The sequence below is a fragment of the Morganella sp. BCCO 40_0007 genome (assembly GCF_032989665.1).
GTDB lineage: Bacteria > Pseudomonadota > Gammaproteobacteria > Enterobacterales > Enterobacteriaceae > Morganella > Morganella sibonii.
On record NZ_JAVBIN010000005.1, the window covers coordinates 86,195 to 105,260 of the forward strand.

General features: G+C 55.9%; 21 protein-coding genes. 17 read left to right on the forward strand and 4 right to left on the reverse strand.

Annotated features, from left to right (window positions below):
• From cysT to cysM, 4 genes are all read left to right on the forward strand, one after another.
• Positions 1-828, forward strand: coding sequence for a sulfate/thiosulfate ABC transporter permease CysT (cysT, locus tag R5268_RS07345; protein ID WP_317419063.1), 828 nt, complete (start codon positions 1-3; stop codon positions 826-828).
• Positions 821-1,663 carry a sulfate/thiosulfate ABC transporter permease CysW gene (cysW, locus tag R5268_RS07350; RefSeq protein WP_317419064.1) on the forward strand — a complete coding sequence of 281 codons (843 nt, stop codon included), beginning with the start codon at positions 821-823 and terminating at the stop codon, positions 1,661-1,663. Before cysT ends, cysW begins: the two co-directional genes overlap by 8 nt.
• Entirely contained in the window at positions 1,653-2,735 is a 1,083-nt protein-coding gene (locus R5268_RS07355; RefSeq protein WP_317419065.1) for an ATP-binding cassette domain-containing protein, read from the forward strand. The genes cysW and R5268_RS07355 overlap by 11 nt, the downstream gene beginning before the upstream one ends.
• Before the next feature lie 78 nt (positions 2,736-2,813).
• The gene (gene cysM, locus R5268_RS07360; protein ID WP_218455387.1) at positions 2,814-3,695 is read left to right on the forward strand and encodes a cysteine synthase CysM; all 882 of its coding nucleotides are present in this window, start codon (positions 2,814-2,816) and stop codon (positions 3,693-3,695) included.
• A gap of 4 nt (positions 3,696-3,699) precedes the next feature.
• Here cysM and R5268_RS07365 read toward each other — a convergent pair whose 3' ends face one another.
• From R5268_RS07365 to R5268_RS07380, 4 genes are all read right to left on the reverse strand, one after another.
• Positions 3,700-4,152 carry a GNAT family N-acetyltransferase gene (locus tag R5268_RS07365; protein WP_107678401.1) on the reverse strand — a complete coding sequence of 151 codons (453 nt, stop codon included), beginning with the start codon at positions 4,150-4,152 and terminating at the stop codon, positions 3,700-3,702.
• Between the two features lie 66 nt (positions 4,153-4,218).
• Positions 4,219-4,794: a class I SAM-dependent methyltransferase gene (locus R5268_RS07370; protein WP_107678402.1), complete on the reverse strand. Its 576-nt coding sequence runs from the start codon at positions 4,792-4,794 to the stop codon at positions 4,219-4,221.
• A gap of 427 nt (positions 4,795-5,221) precedes the next feature.
• Positions 5,222-5,404 (reverse strand): DUF2526 family protein, encoded by a 183-nt coding sequence (locus R5268_RS07375; RefSeq protein WP_004241466.1) that lies wholly within the window; start codon positions 5,402-5,404, stop codon positions 5,222-5,224.
• A gap of 82 nt (positions 5,405-5,486) precedes the next feature.
• On the reverse strand, positions 5,487-5,873 hold the full coding sequence (locus R5268_RS07380) for a YkgJ family cysteine cluster protein (RefSeq protein ID WP_046892477.1): 387 nt from the start codon (positions 5,871-5,873) through the stop codon (positions 5,487-5,489).
• A 387-nt stretch (positions 5,874-6,260) separates the two neighbouring features.
• Here R5268_RS07380 and R5268_RS07385 point away from each other — a divergent pair, with 387 nt between their 5' ends.
• From R5268_RS07385 to tssK, 13 genes are all read left to right on the forward strand, one after another.
• Entirely contained in the window at positions 6,261-7,442 is a 1,182-nt protein-coding gene (locus R5268_RS07385; protein ID WP_317419066.1) for a type VI secretion system ImpA family N-terminal domain-containing protein, read from the forward strand.
• A gap of 28 nt (positions 7,443-7,470) precedes the next feature.
• Positions 7,471-7,989, forward strand: coding sequence for an Hcp family type VI secretion system effector (locus R5268_RS07390; protein WP_025152132.1), 519 nt, complete (start codon positions 7,471-7,473; stop codon positions 7,987-7,989).
• 57 nt (positions 7,990-8,046) lie between these two features.
• Positions 8,047-8,550, forward strand: a complete 504-nt coding sequence (gene tssB, locus R5268_RS07395; RefSeq protein ID WP_107678406.1) for a type VI secretion system contractile sheath small subunit — start codon at positions 8,047-8,049, stop codon at positions 8,548-8,550.
• Entirely contained in the window at positions 8,550-10,031 is a 1,482-nt protein-coding gene (gene tssC / locus R5268_RS07400; RefSeq protein WP_317419067.1) for a type VI secretion system contractile sheath large subunit, read from the forward strand. The genes tssB and tssC overlap by 1 nt, the downstream gene beginning before the upstream one ends.
• A 15-nt stretch (positions 10,032-10,046) precedes the next feature.
• Positions 10,047-11,384 carry a type VI secretion system contractile sheath domain-containing protein gene (locus tag R5268_RS07405; RefSeq protein ID WP_317419068.1) on the forward strand — a complete coding sequence of 446 codons (1,338 nt, stop codon included), beginning with the start codon at positions 10,047-10,049 and terminating at the stop codon, positions 11,382-11,384.
• Positions 11,381-11,785 carry a GPW/gp25 family protein gene (locus R5268_RS07410; RefSeq protein WP_182105037.1) on the forward strand — a complete coding sequence of 135 codons (405 nt, stop codon included), beginning with the start codon at positions 11,381-11,383 and terminating at the stop codon, positions 11,783-11,785. The genes R5268_RS07405 and R5268_RS07410 overlap by 4 nt, the downstream gene beginning before the upstream one ends.
• Positions 11,778-13,511, forward strand: a complete 1,734-nt coding sequence (locus tag R5268_RS07415) for a type VI secretion system baseplate subunit TssF (protein ID WP_317419069.1) — start codon at positions 11,778-11,780, stop codon at positions 13,509-13,511. Before R5268_RS07410 ends, R5268_RS07415 begins: the two co-directional genes overlap by 8 nt.
• Positions 13,498-14,157, forward strand: coding sequence for a type VI secretion system baseplate subunit TssG (locus R5268_RS07420; RefSeq protein WP_317419070.1), 660 nt, complete (start codon positions 13,498-13,500; stop codon positions 14,155-14,157). Before R5268_RS07415 ends, R5268_RS07420 begins: the two co-directional genes overlap by 14 nt.
• Before the next feature lie 12 nt (positions 14,158-14,169).
• The gene (locus R5268_RS07425; RefSeq protein ID WP_317419071.1) at positions 14,170-14,316 is read left to right on the forward strand and encodes a hypothetical protein; all 147 of its coding nucleotides are present in this window, start codon (positions 14,170-14,172) and stop codon (positions 14,314-14,316) included.
• Positions 14,317-14,413: 97 nt separating this feature from the next.
• Complete coding sequence (locus R5268_RS07430) at positions 14,414-16,423, forward strand: AAA family ATPase (RefSeq protein WP_317419072.1); 2,010 nt, start codon at positions 14,414-14,416, stop codon at positions 16,421-16,423.
• A gap of 16 nt (positions 16,424-16,439) precedes the next feature.
• Positions 16,440-17,330: an FHA domain-containing protein gene (locus R5268_RS07435; RefSeq protein ID WP_218455395.1), complete on the forward strand. Its 891-nt coding sequence runs from the start codon at positions 16,440-16,442 to the stop codon at positions 17,328-17,330.
• On the forward strand, positions 17,327-17,803 hold the full coding sequence (gene tssJ, locus R5268_RS07440; RefSeq protein ID WP_107678414.1) for a type VI secretion system lipoprotein TssJ: 477 nt from the start codon (positions 17,327-17,329) through the stop codon (positions 17,801-17,803). The genes R5268_RS07435 and tssJ overlap by 4 nt, the downstream gene beginning before the upstream one ends.
• Positions 17,793-19,061: a type VI secretion system baseplate subunit TssK gene (gene tssK, locus R5268_RS07445; RefSeq protein ID WP_317419073.1), complete on the forward strand. Its 1,269-nt coding sequence runs from the start codon at positions 17,793-17,795 to the stop codon at positions 19,059-19,061. Before tssJ ends, tssK begins: the two co-directional genes overlap by 11 nt.
• Positions 19,062-19,066 lie beyond the last annotated feature (5 nt).

A 19,066-nucleotide genomic window follows, 5' to 3' on the forward strand; every position in this document is an offset into this window, starting at 1 on the left:
ATGGCAAGGCGGGTATTGCCGGGATTCGGCCTGTCCCTCGGGTTTACCCTGCTTTACAGCGGGCTGATCCTGTTGCTGCCTCTCACCGCGCTGGTATTACAGCTGGCGCAGATGAGCTGGGCGCAGTACTGGCAGGTGATCACCGGTCCGCAGGTGGTTGCCGCCTATAAAGTCACACTGCTCGCTGCGCTGGCCGCCAGTCTGTTCAATGCCGTTTTTGGTGTGCTGATGGCCTGGATTCTGACCCGCCACCGCTTTCCCGGCCGCCGTATTCTCGATGGCCTGATGGATCTGCCCTTTGCGCTGCCCACCGCGGTGGCGGGGCTGACGCTCGCCACACTGTTTGCCCCCAACGGCTGGTACGGCCGTTTTTTTGACTCATTTAATATCACGGTGGTGAATACCTGGATTGGTATTGCTGTCGCGATGATGTTTACCAGTATTCCGTTTGTTGTCCGCACGGTACAGCCGGTGCTGGAAACCCTGAAACCGGAATATGAGGAAGCGGCAGAAACGCTGGGTGCTTCGCGTTTTCAGATATTCCGCCGTGTGATCTGGCCGGAAATTGCGCCTGCCGCCCTGGCGGGCACCGTTTTATCGTTTACCCGCAGTCTCGGTGAGTTCGGCGCGGTGATTTTTATCGCCGGTAATCTGGCGTGGCAGACGGAAGTGGTGTCGTTCCTGATTTTTGTCCGTTTGCAGGAATTTGAATATCCGGCAGCGGCAGCAATTGCCTCTGTGGTGCTGATGACATCACTGGTGCTGCTGCTGGCGGTGAATATCATCCAGAGCCGCGCCGGGTTGCGCACAGGCAGGTCACATGGCTGATTCACTGCGCCGCAGGCGTTTTCCGTGGCAGAAGTGGCTGCTGATTGGCACCGGTCTGCTGCTGACGTTTGTGATCCTGATTGTTCCGCTGATATGGATTTTTGTCACCGCGTTATCTGACGGTATCGGTGGTGTGGTCCGGGCGCTGGCGGAGGCGGATATGCTGCATGCTATCTGGCTGACGCTGATTGTGGCGCTGATCACCGTACCGGTGAATCTGATTTTCGGCACACTGCTGGCGTGGCTGGTGACACGGTTCCGTTTTCCCGGCCGTCAGTTGCTGCTGACGCTGGCTGATTTGCCGTTTGCGGTATCACCGGTGATTGCCGGGCTGCTTTACCTGCTGCTGTACGGCTCGAACAGCTGGCTTGGCGGTTTTCTGGAAAGCTCGCTGGATACCCAAATCATGTTTGCGCTGCCGGGGATTGTGCTGGTGACTATTTTTGTGACCTGTCCCTATGTGGTCAGGGAACTGGTGCCGGTGATGCTCAGCCAGGGCGCGCAGGAGGAAGAGGCTGCTGTGCTGCTGGGAGCCCGTGCGTGGCAGATTTGGTGGCGGGTGACGCTGCCCAATATCCGCTGGCCGCTGTTTTACGGTGTGATACTGACCAATGCCCGTGCTATCGGGGAGTTTGGCGCGGTCTCGGTGGTTTCCGGGGCGATTCGCGGGGAAACGTTCACTCTGCCGCTGCAGGTGGAATTATTGCATCAGGATTATCAGACGGTGGCGGCGTTTACCGCATCCGGACTGCTGGCGCTGATGGCTGTTGTGACCTTATGCATTCGTCACGGAGTGATGGCATATCAGGGATACCGGAGGAAATATGAGCATTGAGATCCGTCATCTGACACATCATTTCGGCGCAGAGCCGGTATTGCAGGATATCTCGCTGTCGGTGGCGGACGGTGAAATGGTGGCGTTGCTGGGGCCGTCCGGTTCCGGAAAAACCACACTGCTGCGCATTATTGCCGGGCTGACGCCTCATACCGCCGGTGAACTGTATATCAGCGGTGAGGAAGTCTCCGGGATGGCTGCCGGTGAGCGCCGTGCCGGGTTTGTATTCCAGCACTATGCGTTGTTCCGGCATATGACGGTGTTTGACAATATTGCGTTCGGTCTGACCGTTCTGCCGCGTAAAACACGGCCGTCAAAAACGCAGATCCACGATAAGGTGATGTCGCTGCTGGAAAAAATTCAGATGCCGCACCTGGCGGACCGGTATCCGGCACAGCTTTCCGGAGGGCAGCAGCAGCGGGTGGCACTGGCCAGAGCGCTGGCGGCGGAGCCACGTATCCTGCTGCTGGATGAACCGTTCGGTGCACTGGATGCCGGGGTGAGAACCGAACTGCGCCGCTGGCTGCGTCAGCTGCATCAGTCGCTGGGATTCACCGCTGTGTTTGTGACGCACGATCAGGAAGAGGCACTGGAAGTGGCCGACCGTATCGTGGTAATGCGCAGCGGGCATATAGAACAGGTTGCGGCACCGGAAAGCCTCGGCAATGATGACAGCAACCGTTTTGTGACGGAATTTCTTGGTCAGATAAATATTTTCCGCGGTGATATCGGTACTGACGGTGTGGTCCGGGTCGGCGGTGTGCGTCAGCCGGTTACCGCGCTGACGGCCGGATCCGGGCCGGTGGCGGTATTTGTCCGCCCGTGGTCGCTGACACTGAAACATACGTTTTCAGCAGATGCGGTTGCCGCACGGATCGTGACGCTCCGTTCACACGGTCATTACCGCACTGCGGTAGTGACTACGGAAGCCGCAGAAGATGAAGTGACGGTGATATTACCGCCGGACACCCGCGCCGCCGCCGGTGATTCTGTCTGGCTGACTATCAGAGAGCTGCGGCTGTTCCGCGGTGAACACGAACTGGCACTGCTGCCGCAGGCGCAGTGCGCATGAACATGAGAATAAATCCGGTTGCATATTGCCTTGCTGCGGCGGTATGGTTTCAGTTTACGGCTCAGGAGGCAGAATAACGTGGCATCTATCAGTAATGGTATCGGTAATACCCCGCTTTTCCGGCTTGCCCGGCTGGGGGAAGAGTACGGTGCAGAAATCTGGATCAAACCGGAAGGCAATAACCCCGGCGGCTCGGTAAAAGATCGTGCGGCGAAAAGTATGATTGAAGGCGCTGAACAGCGCGGGGAAATTCGTCCCGGCGACACGCTGATTGAAGCCACCAGCGGCAATACCGGTATTGCACTGGCGATGATTTCCGCCATACGCGGATACAAATTAAAACTGCTGATGCCGGAAAATATGAGTGCCGAACGTCAGGCCGCCATGAAGGCGTACGGTGCGGAACTGGTGCTGGTCAGCCGGGCGCAGGGCATGGAAGGTGCACGGGATCTGGCGCGGCAGATGGCAGCGGACGGAGAGGGCTATGTGCTCGATCAGTTTAATAACCCCGATAATCCGCTGGCCCACTACCGGACAACCGGCCCGGAGATCTGGCAGCAGACCGGTGGCCGTATCACTCATTTTGTTTCCGCGATGGGCACCACCGGCACCATCACCGGGGTGGCGCGTTACCTGAAAGAGGTCGCGCCGCAGGTGAATATCACCGGCCTGCAACCGGCGGAAAACAGCCAGATTCCGGGGATACGGCGCTGGTCACCGGGGTATCTGCCGGGCATTTTTCAGCCGCAGCTGGTGGATGATATTCTGGATATCACCCAGCAGGACGCGGAGAACACCATGCGTCAGCTCGCGCAGCAGGAAGGTATTTTCTGCGGGGTCAGCTCCGGCGGGGCGGTGGCCGGTGCGCTGAGGATTGCGAAAGAAAAACCGGGAGCGGTGATTGTGGCTGTCATTTGCGATCGCGGTGACCGTTATCTCTCAACCGGTGTTTTCGGCTGAGACATCATCCCGCTGTTTTGCCGGTATATTTCATGTGCAGCAGCGGGAACGGGTTTCCCTCACCATCCAGTTCAGAACGACCTGTCTGTATAAAGCCCATATGGCGGTAAAAACCGGCGCCCTGCGGGTTTTGTTCATTCACATCCAGCTCATCGGCCTGTAACTGCTCAACCGCATAATTCAGCAGGAATTTACCGGTGCCTTTGCCGCGAATTGCCGCATCCACAAACAGCATCTCAATCCGGTTTCCGTCTGTGCCGAGGAAGCCGTGAATCTCTCCGTTTTCATCCTGTGCCATCACCACATTCAGGTTCGGCAGATAGGTATTCAGCAGCAGCGGACGCAGCTTTTCAATATCAGCCTCACCTAAAAAATCATGTGTGGCACGGACGGATGATTCCCAGATAGCCACAAGGCGCGGAAAATAAGCCGGTTTTGCAGGAATGACAGTTAACATAATAACCTGTAAATCAGAGGTATTGAGATGGCAGATGTCCCGGTATGGCGGGACACCTGCGTATGATTAGCTATTGGTATGACGTCTTTTGGGGGTACAGATATACACCCACGCAGGCGGAACGTTGAACATCACACGCTCTTTGCGGAAATGGAAATAGCGGTGCAGGTATTTCTCAAACTTGGTGGTGTACTGGAATAGAATAAACTGTCCGTTACTGATTTCAAGATTGTCACGTACAGCTTTCAGAATACGCAGCCCGACCCGGCGGTCAATGGACAGGAACGGCAGGCCGGAAAAAATCACATTATACGGATGGTTCAGCTTTTCTGCCGAGTCCGAAAAAATCCCCAGACGGCTGTCCTGAAATTTATTCAGCAGACTGACAAAATACGGATCAATCTCGTAGGCATCCAGTTTTGCCTGCGGATTCATCTGATCCAGAATCTGGCGGGTGATAACCCCGGTACCGGCACCCAGTTCAGCAAAATGCTGAACACCGTTCCAGTCGACGTGGCGGACCATTGCACGACACAGCCAGCGTGATGAGGGAGTAATAGTTCCCATGGTTGCCGGAGACGCAATAAATTTTTTAATGTACGCGTAATAGCTCAGTAACGGTGAATAGTTTGATACTTCCATAATAAGCATTCCTTACAAACCCGGCCGGTGTCCGGCAAAAACAGAACACAACATACAACGCACGTTTAAATAGTCACGTCCGTGAAACTTATTCAATATCATATGCCGATTATTCCCTTTCCTCTACAGATAATTAAGGAATTTTTTTAGTGGGCTAAAAATTAAAAACGTCATAAAATTATCATGTAAAACAATGAAATAGAGTGTTTTATTTCGGCTATTAATTAATGGACAGATAATACTGATTTGTTATAAATAATAATCAGATGGATGAATGAGGTAGCTGACAGGGAAAGAATAGCGGATTAAGAGGCCGTTAGTACAGGGATGACAGAGACTTTTGCAAAAGCTGACATTAACGGAATAAACATGACACTCCGCACCGGCATATTATGCTGAATAAAAGCCGGTACGGAATAAGAATTAACTAGTGATGTATTTTTCCGTGATCCATTATCGCCTGACGGAGGCGCTGCTGTAACTCATAACGCTGTTCATACGGCAGCGGGTTGCTGTCACCCAGGCTGACCATCAGTTCATTCATTTCAGTAATACTGTTGCTCTCAATGGCTTTTTCCACATCAGCAACACTTTGGGCATAATCGCTCATACGGCTGTCCTTATTCAGTCTGATTTTAATGCTGCTATCCTACCTGAACAGCCAAAAAAACGTTAGTGCAAAACGGCGGTGTTCAGGCGGCGTGATCATTATGCCGGGATGGTGGTTCCAGCGGAGGCAGACCGTGTGCGGCTCTTGCCCGGTCACAGGCGGCATTGTGCACACCGCTGACCCATGACTGATCAAATTCACGGCAGGGGGACGGGCGCTGCGCGTAGATACTGCATGCCACACACTGACCGACTTCCCCCTGAAGATTGATACAGCGCGGGGATTTCTGATCTGTACCTTTCATGCAGGCCATAAAATCATTCACTTTTTCTGTCATCTCTGCCGGTACCACACCGCCCGTGATATCCATTTCTCCGTGATAAAATGAGACCCGGAAATAGGCACAGCATGCCCCGCACTGCATACAGGGATTGGTGTCCGCATCAGTAAACGCAATTACATTACTCATGATAGTTAGCCACATTATGCAAACGCGGTGATAATTTCACCGCCGACCGAGTTTTGTCCTGAATAAATCTTCAGGGCGGATTATTGTTTTTATTTTACCGCTTAAATTCATTAAAAATAAACAGCAACAGATCACAAAATAATGGGCAAAGCTAAAATAATAAGTCTACTAACAAAAGATGATCAGGATTATTATCTGATATCTGAGCTAATTTTCTGTTTTTAAAAGATAAAGTAAATTCAGCGCTGGCGGTGTTCTCCTGCACAATCTGCTGCCGCAGTCTGGCGCAAAGCTAAAAAAATCAATGAGGTTGCTGACAGTGGTAATACTTTCAATATGGTTTACTTTCCGCATCGGAAAACAGCGTCGGAAAGTAAAGGGAAAGGCATGCCCATGTCTCAGGATGAGCAGAAAGCACTGTGGTTGCCCGTTTGTGAAACACAGCCGCAGGGGGAGTATTTAAAAGCAGACAGTGCCCGTTACCGGCCGCTGCGTAATCTGTTCAATATTGCCCAGTCTTCACTGCGCCGCCTGCTACAGCAAACCGATGAGGAAAGCAGGGCGCAGCACCGGCAGCAGATGCTCGCCGATCAGACCGCGCTGGCGGATACATTGTTCCCGGTTCTGGCAGATACTGCCCGTGATATCAGTCTTTCCGGCTGGTATCTCTGGTGCCGGATTTTACAGGACCCGTCTCTCCGCGCCCTTGAGCAGTCTCTTGCCTGGTTCTCTGTGCAGATGACAGAACACTGGGAACACCAGCCGCCGCAACATACGGAAGATCCGCAGGCTGAGCAGATAAAATTACAGGAGCTGAGTCTGATTCTGGGCACCGCCACCGAAAACTGCTTGTTTTACAGTGCGGTATTGCTGTTGCCGGTGGCAGATGACATCCCCTATTACCATTATCTGCAATGTCAGCACCGCGGAACGTTGCCGGATCTCCCGGCGCGCTCTGAAGAAGCCCGGACAGATGCCCGTCAGCGCATTGATATGCTGACACAGTGCCTGGCGCACTTACAGCCGCTGGCTGCCTTTTTTACGGCACGGAGTGCTGCCGGCACGGTACATCCCGCCTTTTTTACCGAATTACTGACCGGTTACCGCAGTGCGGTGATGGCTGTCAGCGGTCTGCCGCTGTCCGCACCACCGGTAACGGATGCACCGCCGGAATCCCTGCCGCAAAAACCGGAATCACCGGCTGCGGAACAGTCTGCCCGCCCGGATTTTCCGGCACTCAGTCAGCGTAATCATCACAACCGTGATACTGCACTGCGGCAGTTACGCGAAATTTCACGCTATTTCAGAGACAGCGAACCTCACAGCCCGATCTCCTACCTGCTGGAAAAAGCCATCCGCTGGGGACAGATGTCTCTGGCCGGGCTGTGGCAGGAAATCTTACTGGAAGACAACAGCACTCTGCTGGACCGGATTTTTTCACTGACCGGTCTGAATGACATGCAGATGACGGAATTGCCGGAGCCGGAAAACGGTATATCCGGCACGGCATCCGCAGATGAAAACCCGACCTTACCGGCAGAGCGCGGCAATACCGCACTGCGCTGGTAATTATTACACACACATAATAAGGATAGTTATGGCAAGTATTTATATGCGAATTGATGGCGTTGATATTAAAGGCGGCGCAACAGTTATCGGCCTGGACGGCGCAAACTGGTTTGCGGTGGATTCTTACAGCTGGGGCGGCTCCCGCAATGTGGCGATGGATATCGGTAACGGCAATAACGCCGATTCCGGTATGGTCGCGATTCAGCCGGTCAGTGTGGCAAAACAGATTGATGGTGCATCGGAAGATCTGCTTTCTTTCCTGTTTAATCCGGGTAAAGAAGGTAAAACGGTGGAAATCGCCTTTACCAAACCGGAAGCTGACGGTTCCGGCGCATCGGTGTATTTCCAGATCAAACTTTCTCATGCCCGCCTGACCGGTTACAACGTCAGCGGTTATGACGGCGCACAGCCGCATGAAATGATCACGTTCTCCTATGTGGAGATTTCCCAGAAACATTCCTATGAACTGGAAGGCGGCGAGCTGAAAGAGGGCGGCATTGTTACCTACAACCTGCCGCAGGGCAAACTGCTGTCCGGCGCGAAATAATACTGAACGGGAAGCCTGAGAGCTTCCCGTTTTCTTGATAACCGCAGGAAAATTGTTATGGCAATGAATGCACAGCACAAGCGGGTAAATAAAAACCGCGTCAGTATTACGTATGATGTTGAAGTAAACGGGGGATCAGAAAACCGGGAATTGCCGTTTGTCGTCGGGGTGGTCGGTGATTTTTCCGGCCACAAACCGGCGGATAAAAAATGTGCGCCGGAAGACCGGGAATTTACCGGTATTGATAATGACAATTTTAATGATGTGATGGCGCAGATAAATCCGGAACTGACCTTTAATGTCACCAATACACTCAGTGATGACGGCAGTGAGTTCCCGGTTGAACTCTCTTTTACCTCAATGGCGGATTTCCATCCGGAAAATCTGGTTAATCAGATTGCACCGCTTAAATCGCTGGCTGAAACCCGTAATCAGCTGAAAACGCTGCTCAGCAAAGCAGACCGCTCCCGTGATCTGGAGCAGTTGCTCAAAGAAATCCTGCAAAACACCGAAGCGCTGAGTTCGCTTTCCTCCGAGCTGGCTGTACAGGAGGAGAGCTGATGAGCGACACCCTGCAACAACAGGCGGCAGCATCACAGAGCACGGCAGAACTCAGCTTTCTGGATCGCGCGGTGCAGGCCACGGTGCAGACGCCGCCGGACACCACCCGTGATCTGATGACCGCGCTGACCCGGCAGGCCATGGCGGGTACCGTGAGCTGGGACAAAAATCTGACGCTCACGCTGCGTAAAGCGATCGCACTGATTGATAAACAGATTTCCGCGCAATTATCCGAAGTGATGACCGATCCGGATTTCCGGCGGCTGGAGGGCAGCTGGCTGGGATTGCATAAACTGGTCAGGGAAAGTGACCCCGGCGCTGATCTGAAAATCCGTATGGCGGATTACACCAAAACCGAGCTGCTGCAACAGTTTGAAAACGCACCTGCGATTGATCGCAGCCCGTTTTTTAACTGTGTTTATCAGGCAGAGTTCGGTACTGCAGGCGGTCAGCCGTACGGGGTGTTGCTCGGGGATTTTGAATTTGGCTACGGTGATGAGGATGTGGCGCTGCTGCGTTACATCGGCGAAGTGGCCAGTGCCTCACATGCGCCGTTTGTGGCGGCGGCGGGGCAGTCGATGTTTGATTTTCAGTCAATGACCCGGTTTGCGGACGGCAAACCGGTGGCCGCCGGGTTTGATGCTCCCGCGTATGCCTCGTGGAATGCATTCCGCGCCGCCGATGAATCCCGCTATGTGGCACTGACACTGCCGAAAACCCTGGCGCGTCAGCCTTACGGCACCGGCGGAAAAAGTATCGGCGGATTTGAGTTTGAGGAATTACCGCAGCGGGCGGACGGCTCCGCACAGGTGTCGTCACAGGATCAGTTTGTCTGGAGCAATGCGGCCTATGCTTTCGGGTTGCTGCTGACACAGGCTTACCGCCGCTTCGGCTGGTGTACTGCGGTGCGCGGAGCAGAGAATGGCGGCAAAGTGGATAATCTGCCGAATTATATCTACCGCAATGATGCCCGTGATGCCGTTCAGCTTTGCCCGGCACAGGTGAATCTCACCGATGAGCGGGAAAAAGAGCTCAGTGACCTCGGCTTTCTGCCGCTGGTGCATTACAAAAATGCTGCACACGGCGTATTTATGGGCGCGCAGACGGTACATAAACCGAAAATCTATACTGATCCGGCGGCGACCGCTAATGCGGCAATTTCAGCCAGACTGCCTTACGTCATGGCAAGCAGCCGTATCGCACAGTATCTGAAAGTGATTGGCCGTGATCGTGTCGGTTCGAATCTTTCGGCGGCGGATGTGGAAAAATCCCTCGATCGCTGGCTGCATCAGTATGTTAATCCCAATGCTATCGGCAATGAAGCTAAAGCCACGCATCCGCTGGCGGAGGCCAAAGTTACCGTGACAGATTTACCCGGCCGTCCCGGTATGTATGCGGCGGTGGCGTGGATACGGCCATGGTTGCAGATGGAAGCCCTCACGGCTTCGCTGCGGATGGTGGCGGATATTCCGGGCGGGTAATACAGGATGTCGCGGATGACGGATTTTCAGACTGCGCTGCATCAGGCGGCGGCCCGGCAGGATCACAGTCAGTTTTGTGCGTTGATACAGCATGCTGTTCACAGTATTGACCAGCTGTGCACCACTCAGCTGCAACAGGTGCTGCATCACCCGGATTTCTGCGCGCTGGAAGCCCGCTGGCGCAGTCTGCGTCATCTGACCGCCCTGGTCACATCCCCCCGGCGGGTGGTTATCCGTCTGCTGGATCTCTCCTGGCCGCTGCTGGCCCGGGAGCTGAACACCGCCTTTGATATCCGGCATACCCTGTTATACCGCCTGCTGTATCAGCGTGAACTGAATACGGCGGGGGGATTGCCGTTCGGGCTGTTGCTGGTGGATCACCAGATGGTGTTTACCGGCGGTGGTGAGTATGACGAGCTGTATACCGCCACCCGGCTGGCTGAGCTGGGAGAAGTGTCATTATGTCCGGTGATCATCGGTACTGACCCGCATTTTACCGGAGATGACCTGCACTGGTTCTCCGCGGATCACGACAGAATTTCCCGTATTCTGAACAGCCCGGATTACTGCCTGTGGCAAAAGTTACGTTGTCACGAACAGGCGCGCTTTCTTTATCTCGCGCTGCCGCGTTTTCTGCTGCGTTATCCGCATACAACACCCCGCTGCGGCTTTGTTTATCAGCCGGATAACCTGCCCGGCGGGGAATTATGGGGCAATGCTGCCTGGCTGGTGGCGATGAATGTTATCTGTGAGTTTGAGCGGATCAGCTGGTTCGGTTTTTTGCGCAGTTATGACAGCGGCGGCACACAGGGGGCGATAGTGGCTCCGCTGGCAGGCGGGGATACGCTCACGCCGCCGGAGATAGTCACGGAAACCGATCTGGCCTGCGAACAGGATAATTTCTGGGCAGAGCAGGGGCTGACCGCCTGTACTTCACTGTATCTCAGCGGGCAGTACGGTTTTTTCAGTTATTACAGTGTCTGGCAGCCGCCGGAACCCCGCTGGCGGCAACTGACCATGCTGCCGGTGAATCTGATGGCATGCCGGTTTGCGCATGCCATCCGGACGCAGATCCGCGACAAAATCGGCAATTTTGATTCCCCGGCGGCGTGTCAGCGTGCAGTGGAAAAATGGCTGAAACGCTATGTCAGCGATGTTGATTACGGCGAGGATGTCATTATGGCCGATTATCCGCTGCGCCGTGCGTCTGTCGTTATGAGTGCGGACCCGGCGGATCCGGCGCGTTATCAGTGCCGTATCTGCCTGCAGCCGCAGTATCAGTACGATATCAGCGAGGCGAATGTGGATCTCACACTCTGGTTTTCCCGGCCGCAGGGAGAGGTGTTGTTATGAGCCTGCTCGAACGGCTGTGCCACGAAGCGGATGAGCCGCCGTATCAGCCCTGTACGGAACGGGCGATCACGGCACATCTGTACCGGATCATCAACGCCAGAGCACCGATCTGGCAGGACGGCAGGAAAGGCAGCGGTATCGCCGGGTTTGGTCAGAGCCATCTGCTGCGGGCGCAGGGAAAATTCCATCTCACGGCAATCACACAGGAAATCGAAAGTCTTATCCGCTGCTATGAACCGCGCTTACAGCAGGTGAATGTCACCATTGTGCCGCATTCATACCGGCAGCATCAGATTCATTTTGAGATCACCGCACTGTGCGGCGGCCGGGAAGTGTGTCTGCCGGTCTGTCTGGATTTTAATGCCGGACAACTGATAAACCCGGAGGCCGCCGGTGCGTGACAACACACTGTATTACTTTGAACAGCAGCGGCAGCAACTGCTGGAGGGGCTGGATGCTTTCTGTCGTCAGCATCCGCATCAGGCGCAGTTACTGGGGATCAGCAGACAGACGATTACCGATCCGCAACTGCGTGCGCTTCTCGATGGTGTGGCCTACCTGACGGGACTGACGGCGCAGCAGTTGGATCTGACCGCGCCGCAGCTGACAGAAACGCTTGTCCGTACTGTGTTTCCGGATTACCTGCACCCGGTGCCTGCGCTGCTGCCGGTGGTATTCACACCGCAGGCGGCGGCACAGGTGCAGACGCTGGCGGCGGATACTCCGTTCACCACCCTGAACACTGCCGGGGATACCATACACTGGCGGACACAGCAGCCGCTGACGCTGACGCCGCTGGCAATAACCGGACATCGTTTTATTCCGCAGGCGGTGATCTATCCGGAGCAGGGGGAGAGCCGTACCGCCGCCTGTTCCCTGCAACTGACTTTTTCGGTGACTGTGCCGGGATTTCCGGTATCAGAACTGCACCTGACTTCCCTGGCGCTGCATTTTACCGGTGACGGCGATCTTCCCTGGCTGATTGATGATGCAGTTCACTGTCAGTGTGCCGCCATCCGGCTGAATGCCGGGGAAACAGAGATGTTTTTACCGCCGCAGGCGTGTCAGCGATTACCGCTGACTCAGCGTACGGAAGCGGAAGATAATGCGCAGGCACTGTTATATGACGCGCTGTGGTATCCGGAACAGGCGGCAGGCACGGTGATATCACTGGCGGATTCACTGCAGCAGTGCAGCGGGCAGGATTTCACACTGACATTTATTTTCCGCGACATGCTGCCGGAACCGGCACGTTTTGCCCGCAGTGGCAGCATCGTGCTGTTCCGTACGGTGCTGACAAACTGCTTTGAACATCAGAGTGAACCGTTACGGGTATCGCCGAACACCAATCCGCACCCGCTGTGCGCAGATACCCGCGCGGATGTGCTTTTGTATTCAGCGGACGCGGTGACGGATATCACCACACTGCCTGCCCGGCCGGTGCCGCAGCTGTACCATCAGCTTGTCACACAGCGCTCTGGCTGTTGCTGGCAGCCGGTGTGCGGTGCGGCAGGAGACGTGACACATCTTAACTGCCTGTTATCTGATGAAGACAGCGGGGAGGGGCATGCACGGCTCTGGGTTGTGCGCGGCCGCGGAACTCAGGGAGCGCTGGCAGAGACAGCGGCCGGAGAACCGGTCACACCGCAGCAGGCCGATCCGCTGACCTATCACGTTGTTGCCGCTCAGCGGGCAATGCAGCTTCCTCTGCCGGTGCAGCCGGATCCGTGCGCGCTCTTTTTACGGCTCCGGCAGACCCGGCTGGCAGATCTTATTGATTCACCGCACGGTGCCGCACCACTCAAAGCCCTGTTGTCGCTGTATGACCGGCAGAATTCACCGGTGATCACCGGGCTGATTGCCGCCATTGAAGAGGTCACTTCCTCGCCCGGCGTGACCGTCCGTTTTTATCATCACCTCCCGCTGACGATTCCGGGGCGGCATATCACCGTCACACTGGCACACAACACGCCGGTGGCAGGAACGGCTTTCTTTGCCGCTCTGCTGGAAGCACTCTTCACCACGCTGAGTCATGATCATGAATTTATGCAGCTCACACTGCGTTGCCGTAATGATCGTGGTGCGGCATATCACGGACCGGTGAGGATCGCTGATGAGCCGTTCTGATCCTCCCGGCCTGCTTGGCACCGGTGGTGTGCTGCCGCGTTATATTACCGGCCCGGTAGCGGAATATGCACAGGCTCATCAGCAGACCGCCCCGCAGGATTTTTTTCTGATTTTTGATGCGGTCTGCCGCCGGTTACAGCAGGCGGCAGACCGGCAGCACAGCGGACAATCCGCCGCTGCGGAATTACCGCTGACAACGCTGATACAGACGCTGTTACCTGAAGCGGCTGTCTGTTATCCGGCAGCGGCGCAGGTATGGGGCGGCAATACCCGGCTGCGGGCACTGAACAGGACAGTATCGGCCTTTTTTGCCTGCCGCACGGAATTTCAGTACGCCCCGCCAGTCCGTATCCCGTATCACCCGCCTGCCGGAACCGGAAACTGCCTCGGCGGCGGTGCGCTGGCAGGCACGCACTGCTATCTGCGGAATGCACATCTGCAGGTGCATGTCTTTACTGATCCGCTGCAACCCCGCGACAGCTGGCAGACCGGCGGGGAATATCACCATTATCTCGGATTACTTATCCGGACATTTTTCCGCCGTCCGCTGACGTTTGACGTTATTTTCCGGACAGATAACACACAGATGATGCCTGCACAACTTGCTGCCGCCGCATCACGGCTGGGACGAAATACCCGGCTCTGACAAGGAACCGCTATGCTGACTATCGATTTACATCAACTTATCCGGCGGTTATCGCCGCCGCTGGTGACGGCACTGGAGGATGCGGCGCAGGAGTGTGTCCGCCGTCATCACCGGGCGGTCACACCGCAGCACTGGCTGCTGATTCGCCGCCTGCCGTGATCTGAACTGGTGTGAGGCACCGGCAGATAATGCGGCACTGCAATACAGCCTGAATGATGCACTGGCGCTGCTGCCGCAGTCGGCGGATGCGTCCCCGGTGTTTGCCCCGGAACTGACAGAACTGATGAAACAGCTCTGGCTGCATGTCTCGCTGAATCAGGGCGGGCAGCAGATCAGTGATATTCATCTGTTGCAACTGCTGCGGCAGACGGCGTGCAGCGGCATCCCGCCTGCGGTGACGGCATGGGCACAATCAGTGGACGCACAGTGGCTGGCGCAGAAGATAACGGCATTGCCGCCGGGTGCGGCTCCGGCGGCACAGGACAGCCAGGGAACAACACTGCTGGAGACGTATGCCCGCGACCTGACAGCCCTGGCGCGGGCGGGAAAGCTCGACCCGGTGATTGGCCGTGACAGTGAAATCCGCCAGATTCTGGATATTTTCTGCCGCCGCCGTCAGAACAGCCCGATTATGGTCGGCGAGGCAGGCGTGGGAAAAACCGCCATTGCGGAAGGCCTGGCGCAGCAAATCAGTGACGGTAATGTGCCGGAACGGCTGCGCGGCTGCGAAGTGTGGGAGCTGGATCTGACGGCGTTACAGGCGGGTGCCGCTATGAAAGGGGAATTTGAGCAGCGGCTGAAAAACCTGCTGGCGGAGATCCGCACCGGCAGCACAGAAAAAATCATTTTTATTGATGAAGCCCATACCCTGATCGGTGCAGGCGGCACAGCGGGTCAGGGGGATGCGGCCAACATCCTCAAACCGGCGCTGGCACGCGGCGAATTCAGAGCGCTGGCTGCAACCACCTGGTCCGAATACAAACAGTTTATTGAGCCGGACCCCGCGCTGACGCGGCGTTTCCAGCCGGTAAAAATTGCCCCGCCGGATGAAGCCACCACGCTGACCATCCTCAATACCCTGAAACCGGTACTGGAGCAGCATCACGGCCTGCCGGTCACGGAAGCCGCCTGTGAAGCGGCGGTACGGCTTTCTGTCCGCTATCTGCCGGAGCGGCAACTGCCTGATAAAGCGATCAGTCTGCTGGATACCGCCTGTGCCGGGTTATCGGTTGCACGCTCCGTCACACCGGAAAGTGCGGCAGATGCCGTGAATGACCATCATATTGCGGAGGTTATTGCGCTGTGGACGGGCATTCCGGCCGGGCATCTGGCCGCGGATGACATTTCCCGGCTGAGCCGCCTGGAAGAAAAAGTGGCGGAGCGGGTGATCGGCCAGACCGCGCCGGTTGCGGCGGTGGCACAGGCTATCCGTATCGCCCGTAGTGGTCTGAATAACCCGTTGCGGCCGCAGGGGGTATTTCTGATGTGCGGTCCGGGCGGTACCGGCAAAACCGAAACTGCTCTGGCACTCTGTGAGGCGCTCTGCGGCGACGAACGGCGGATGGTCACACTGAATATGACGGAGTTTAAAGAGCCGCACAAAGTCTCCATGCTGCTGGGTGCCCCGGCGGGCTATACCGGCTACGGCAAAGGTGGTGTGCTGACCGAAGCCGTGCGCCGTAATCCGTACACTATCCTGCTGCTTGATGAGATGGAAAAAGCGCATCCGGCCATTCATGACGTGTTTTATCAGATTTTCGACAAAGGCCGTATCGCTGACAGTGAAGGGCGGGAAATCGATTTTCGTCACTCGATCATCATTATGACCAGCAACGCGGCAGAAGAAGAGATTGCGGCGCACTGCCGTGAAGAGCGCCCGGAAACAGCCGGACTGGTGCAGCTGATCTTCCCGGCACTGCTGCGTCATTTCCGGCCGTCGTTTCTTGGCCGCACCACCATTATCCCGTACTACCCGCTCAATGATACGGAAATGGCGGCGATTGCCCGGCTGTCACTGGAACGGGTGGGTAAACGTATTCAGGAAACCTATCAGTGCACGTTTGATTATTCAGATGAATTAGTCACTTATCTGTTGTCACTGCCTTATTCAGCAGAAACCGGCGCAAGAGCGGTTGAGCAGGGGATCACGGGTAAACTTCTGCCGCAGATTGCCGAAGCCTGTATTGAAAAACGCAGACAGCAGACTGCCATTACCCGGGTTTCATTATCAGTGACTGATAATAACCCCGTTGTTTTTATTGATTAACATCAGGATCACCGCTATGTCATTGACGATTCGGATAGTCAGCGCGCCGGAGAATAACCCTCTGTCACAATACTGCTTTGACAGCAGAGACGGCACTATCGGGCGTGATGCTCAGGCCGATATTGTGCTGGATGACCCGGATTCCCGTATTGAGGATATTCATGCCACACTCCGCTGCACGGCCGCCGGTTATATTCTGACCGATACCAGCCGTGACGGGGTGTTTATCAATAACCGGCACGACGCGCTGGGTCATGGCACAGACTATCTGTTACAGGACGGCGACATGCTGGGAATCGGTGCTTTCCGGCTGCTGGTCTCCTGTTTTTCCCCGCTGAACCGGACACCGGAGCCGCTGAATACACAGGGCGAAGAAAATGCCCTGCGCAGCCTGTTTTCGCCGGCGGATGATAACACCTGTTTTGATAATGACCCGTTCCTCGGCACTGCACCGGTGAAAAAACCGGCACCGCATGATATCCGTTACCGTTTTTCAGCAATAGCCAGACCGTACGGCAGCCCGGCAGCGGTTGCAGAACCCGCACCGGAACCGGTGTGTGTTCCTGAACCGGACAGTGTGCCGGTTCCTGAACCCGTTCCCGTGTTTACGGCGGCACCGGAAGCTGTTTTACCGCCGGTGCTGACCGGCGGCAAACTGATGCTGCTGCAATCACTGCTGCCGGAAATCAGCCGGGCCCTGAACCTGGCGGCGGAGAAAATGATCCGTGATATCTCCCCTCAGCAGTTGGAAGCACTGCACCGTGACCAGAAAATTGCCGGAAAAATTGATTACTGGCAGACCTACAAGCGCTTCTTCAGCCAGCAGATTGCGGATGACCATCTGAAAACCAAACTGACAGATTATTTCCGCAGTGAATTTTACACCCAAATTATTCAGTCATCATGAAACGACGTATCTATCTGTTTATATCTGTTTTTTTATTTTTCGGCCCGGTGTCCTGCCGCTTCGGGACACCGCCGGATACCGGTCTGTTGCGTGTGGTAATCCGGGCACAGGAAAACAGTAACCCGAATGCGGATAACCGCCCGGCACCGGTTGTGCTGCGGATCTATCAGCTCAGCAGCGATGAGATTTTTCAGCGCGAACGCTTTCTGCCGCTGTGGCAGCAGGATCAGAGGTTACTCAAAGAACAGCTGCTGGCCAGAAAGGTGACGGCACCGGTCTATCCCGGCGGTCTGGAAACGCTGTTGCTGCAATTACAGCCCGGTGTGACACATATCGGTGTGCTCGCCGGTTTCTCTGCGGCAGAGGCTGCGAATAAGCAGGTGATTGCGGTACTTCCGCTGCCGGTGATGCAGGTGTCACTGTTTCTGGACGGACAGACACTGTCACTTTCAGCGGGGGGCAATGATGATTAATGAAACGGCCGGTATCTGGTGGCTGGAGGGATTATTTCTCCAGCCGGAGCATTTTATCCAGGAAAGCCGTCTGCACAGCTACTGCCTGCGCGATGTGACACAGCAGCTGAGCGGCGGTCTTGCCGGTTTTTCCCGGCTGATGACAGATGAGTCTCTGACAGGGGCGGGAAAACTGACTTTGTTACAGGCACACGGTGTGATGCCGGACGGTACGCCGTTTATCACGGACACGCCGCTGAGTGTCAGTCTGGACGGACTGGCGGGGGATATGACGTTTCTGCTGACACTGCCACTGAGCAGTGCGCCGGATCGTTTTACCGCAAAACCGCTCAGCGTCAGTGAAAACCGGGAGCCACAGATGCGCGAACCGGTGATGACCAGTGCCGCACATCTGAATCTTCAGCTTAAATGTGCCTCACAGTGCCGTGAAGATGAAACCGGGCTGAAGGTTGCCCGGCTGCACTGCCGGGAGGGTGCCGGACACCCGCTGCCGGAGGCGGAATTTTGTGCGCCGTATCTGTTTGTTCAGGATAACCCGTGGCTGAGCCGCAGGGCGGAAGATATCCGGCTGCTGCTGGCACAGCGGCTTCAGCGGCTTTATAACGCTCCGGCCGGGGAAACGGCCTGTCTTCATTTACAACCGCTGCTGACACAACTGCAAAGTCTGGCGGCGGGCGATCGTATCTTCTGCCGGGATTTTTACCGTTTCTGTCTGCATCTGCAATCCGTTTTATATGCGCTGACCGCGACACCGGCACCTGAACCGCAACCGTGGCGGAATGACGATCACGCCGGGCTGTTTACGCCCTGTATTCAGTCACTGAAGCACCTTCTTGCCCCGCAGACCCGGCAGCATATACAGCCGCTGAACTGGGATACCCGGCTGCTGACAACCCGGCGTTTACTGCGGCTTGCGCTGCCGGAATCCGCCTTTGCGGAGCAAAGCCGCCTGATCGTGGAATATGCGGATGACAGCGGCAGGCCGCCGGATGCCGGCCGGACAGCACGCCTGCTGAAACTGGCCGGAAACCGTCAGATAGCGGCCTGTGTGAATAACGGGCTGACCGGTATTCCGCTGCTGCCTCTGAACAGCGTTCCGGAGGGGATCACAACACATCCGGGCGCCATTTATTTTGAACCGGATATCCGCAGCCCGCTGTGGGCGCAGATGGCACAGGACGATCTGGTTCTGGCTCTGCATATTGATGGCCAGCTGCCGCATGCCCGGCTGAATGCCATCCTGATAACCCGGAGGTAATACGT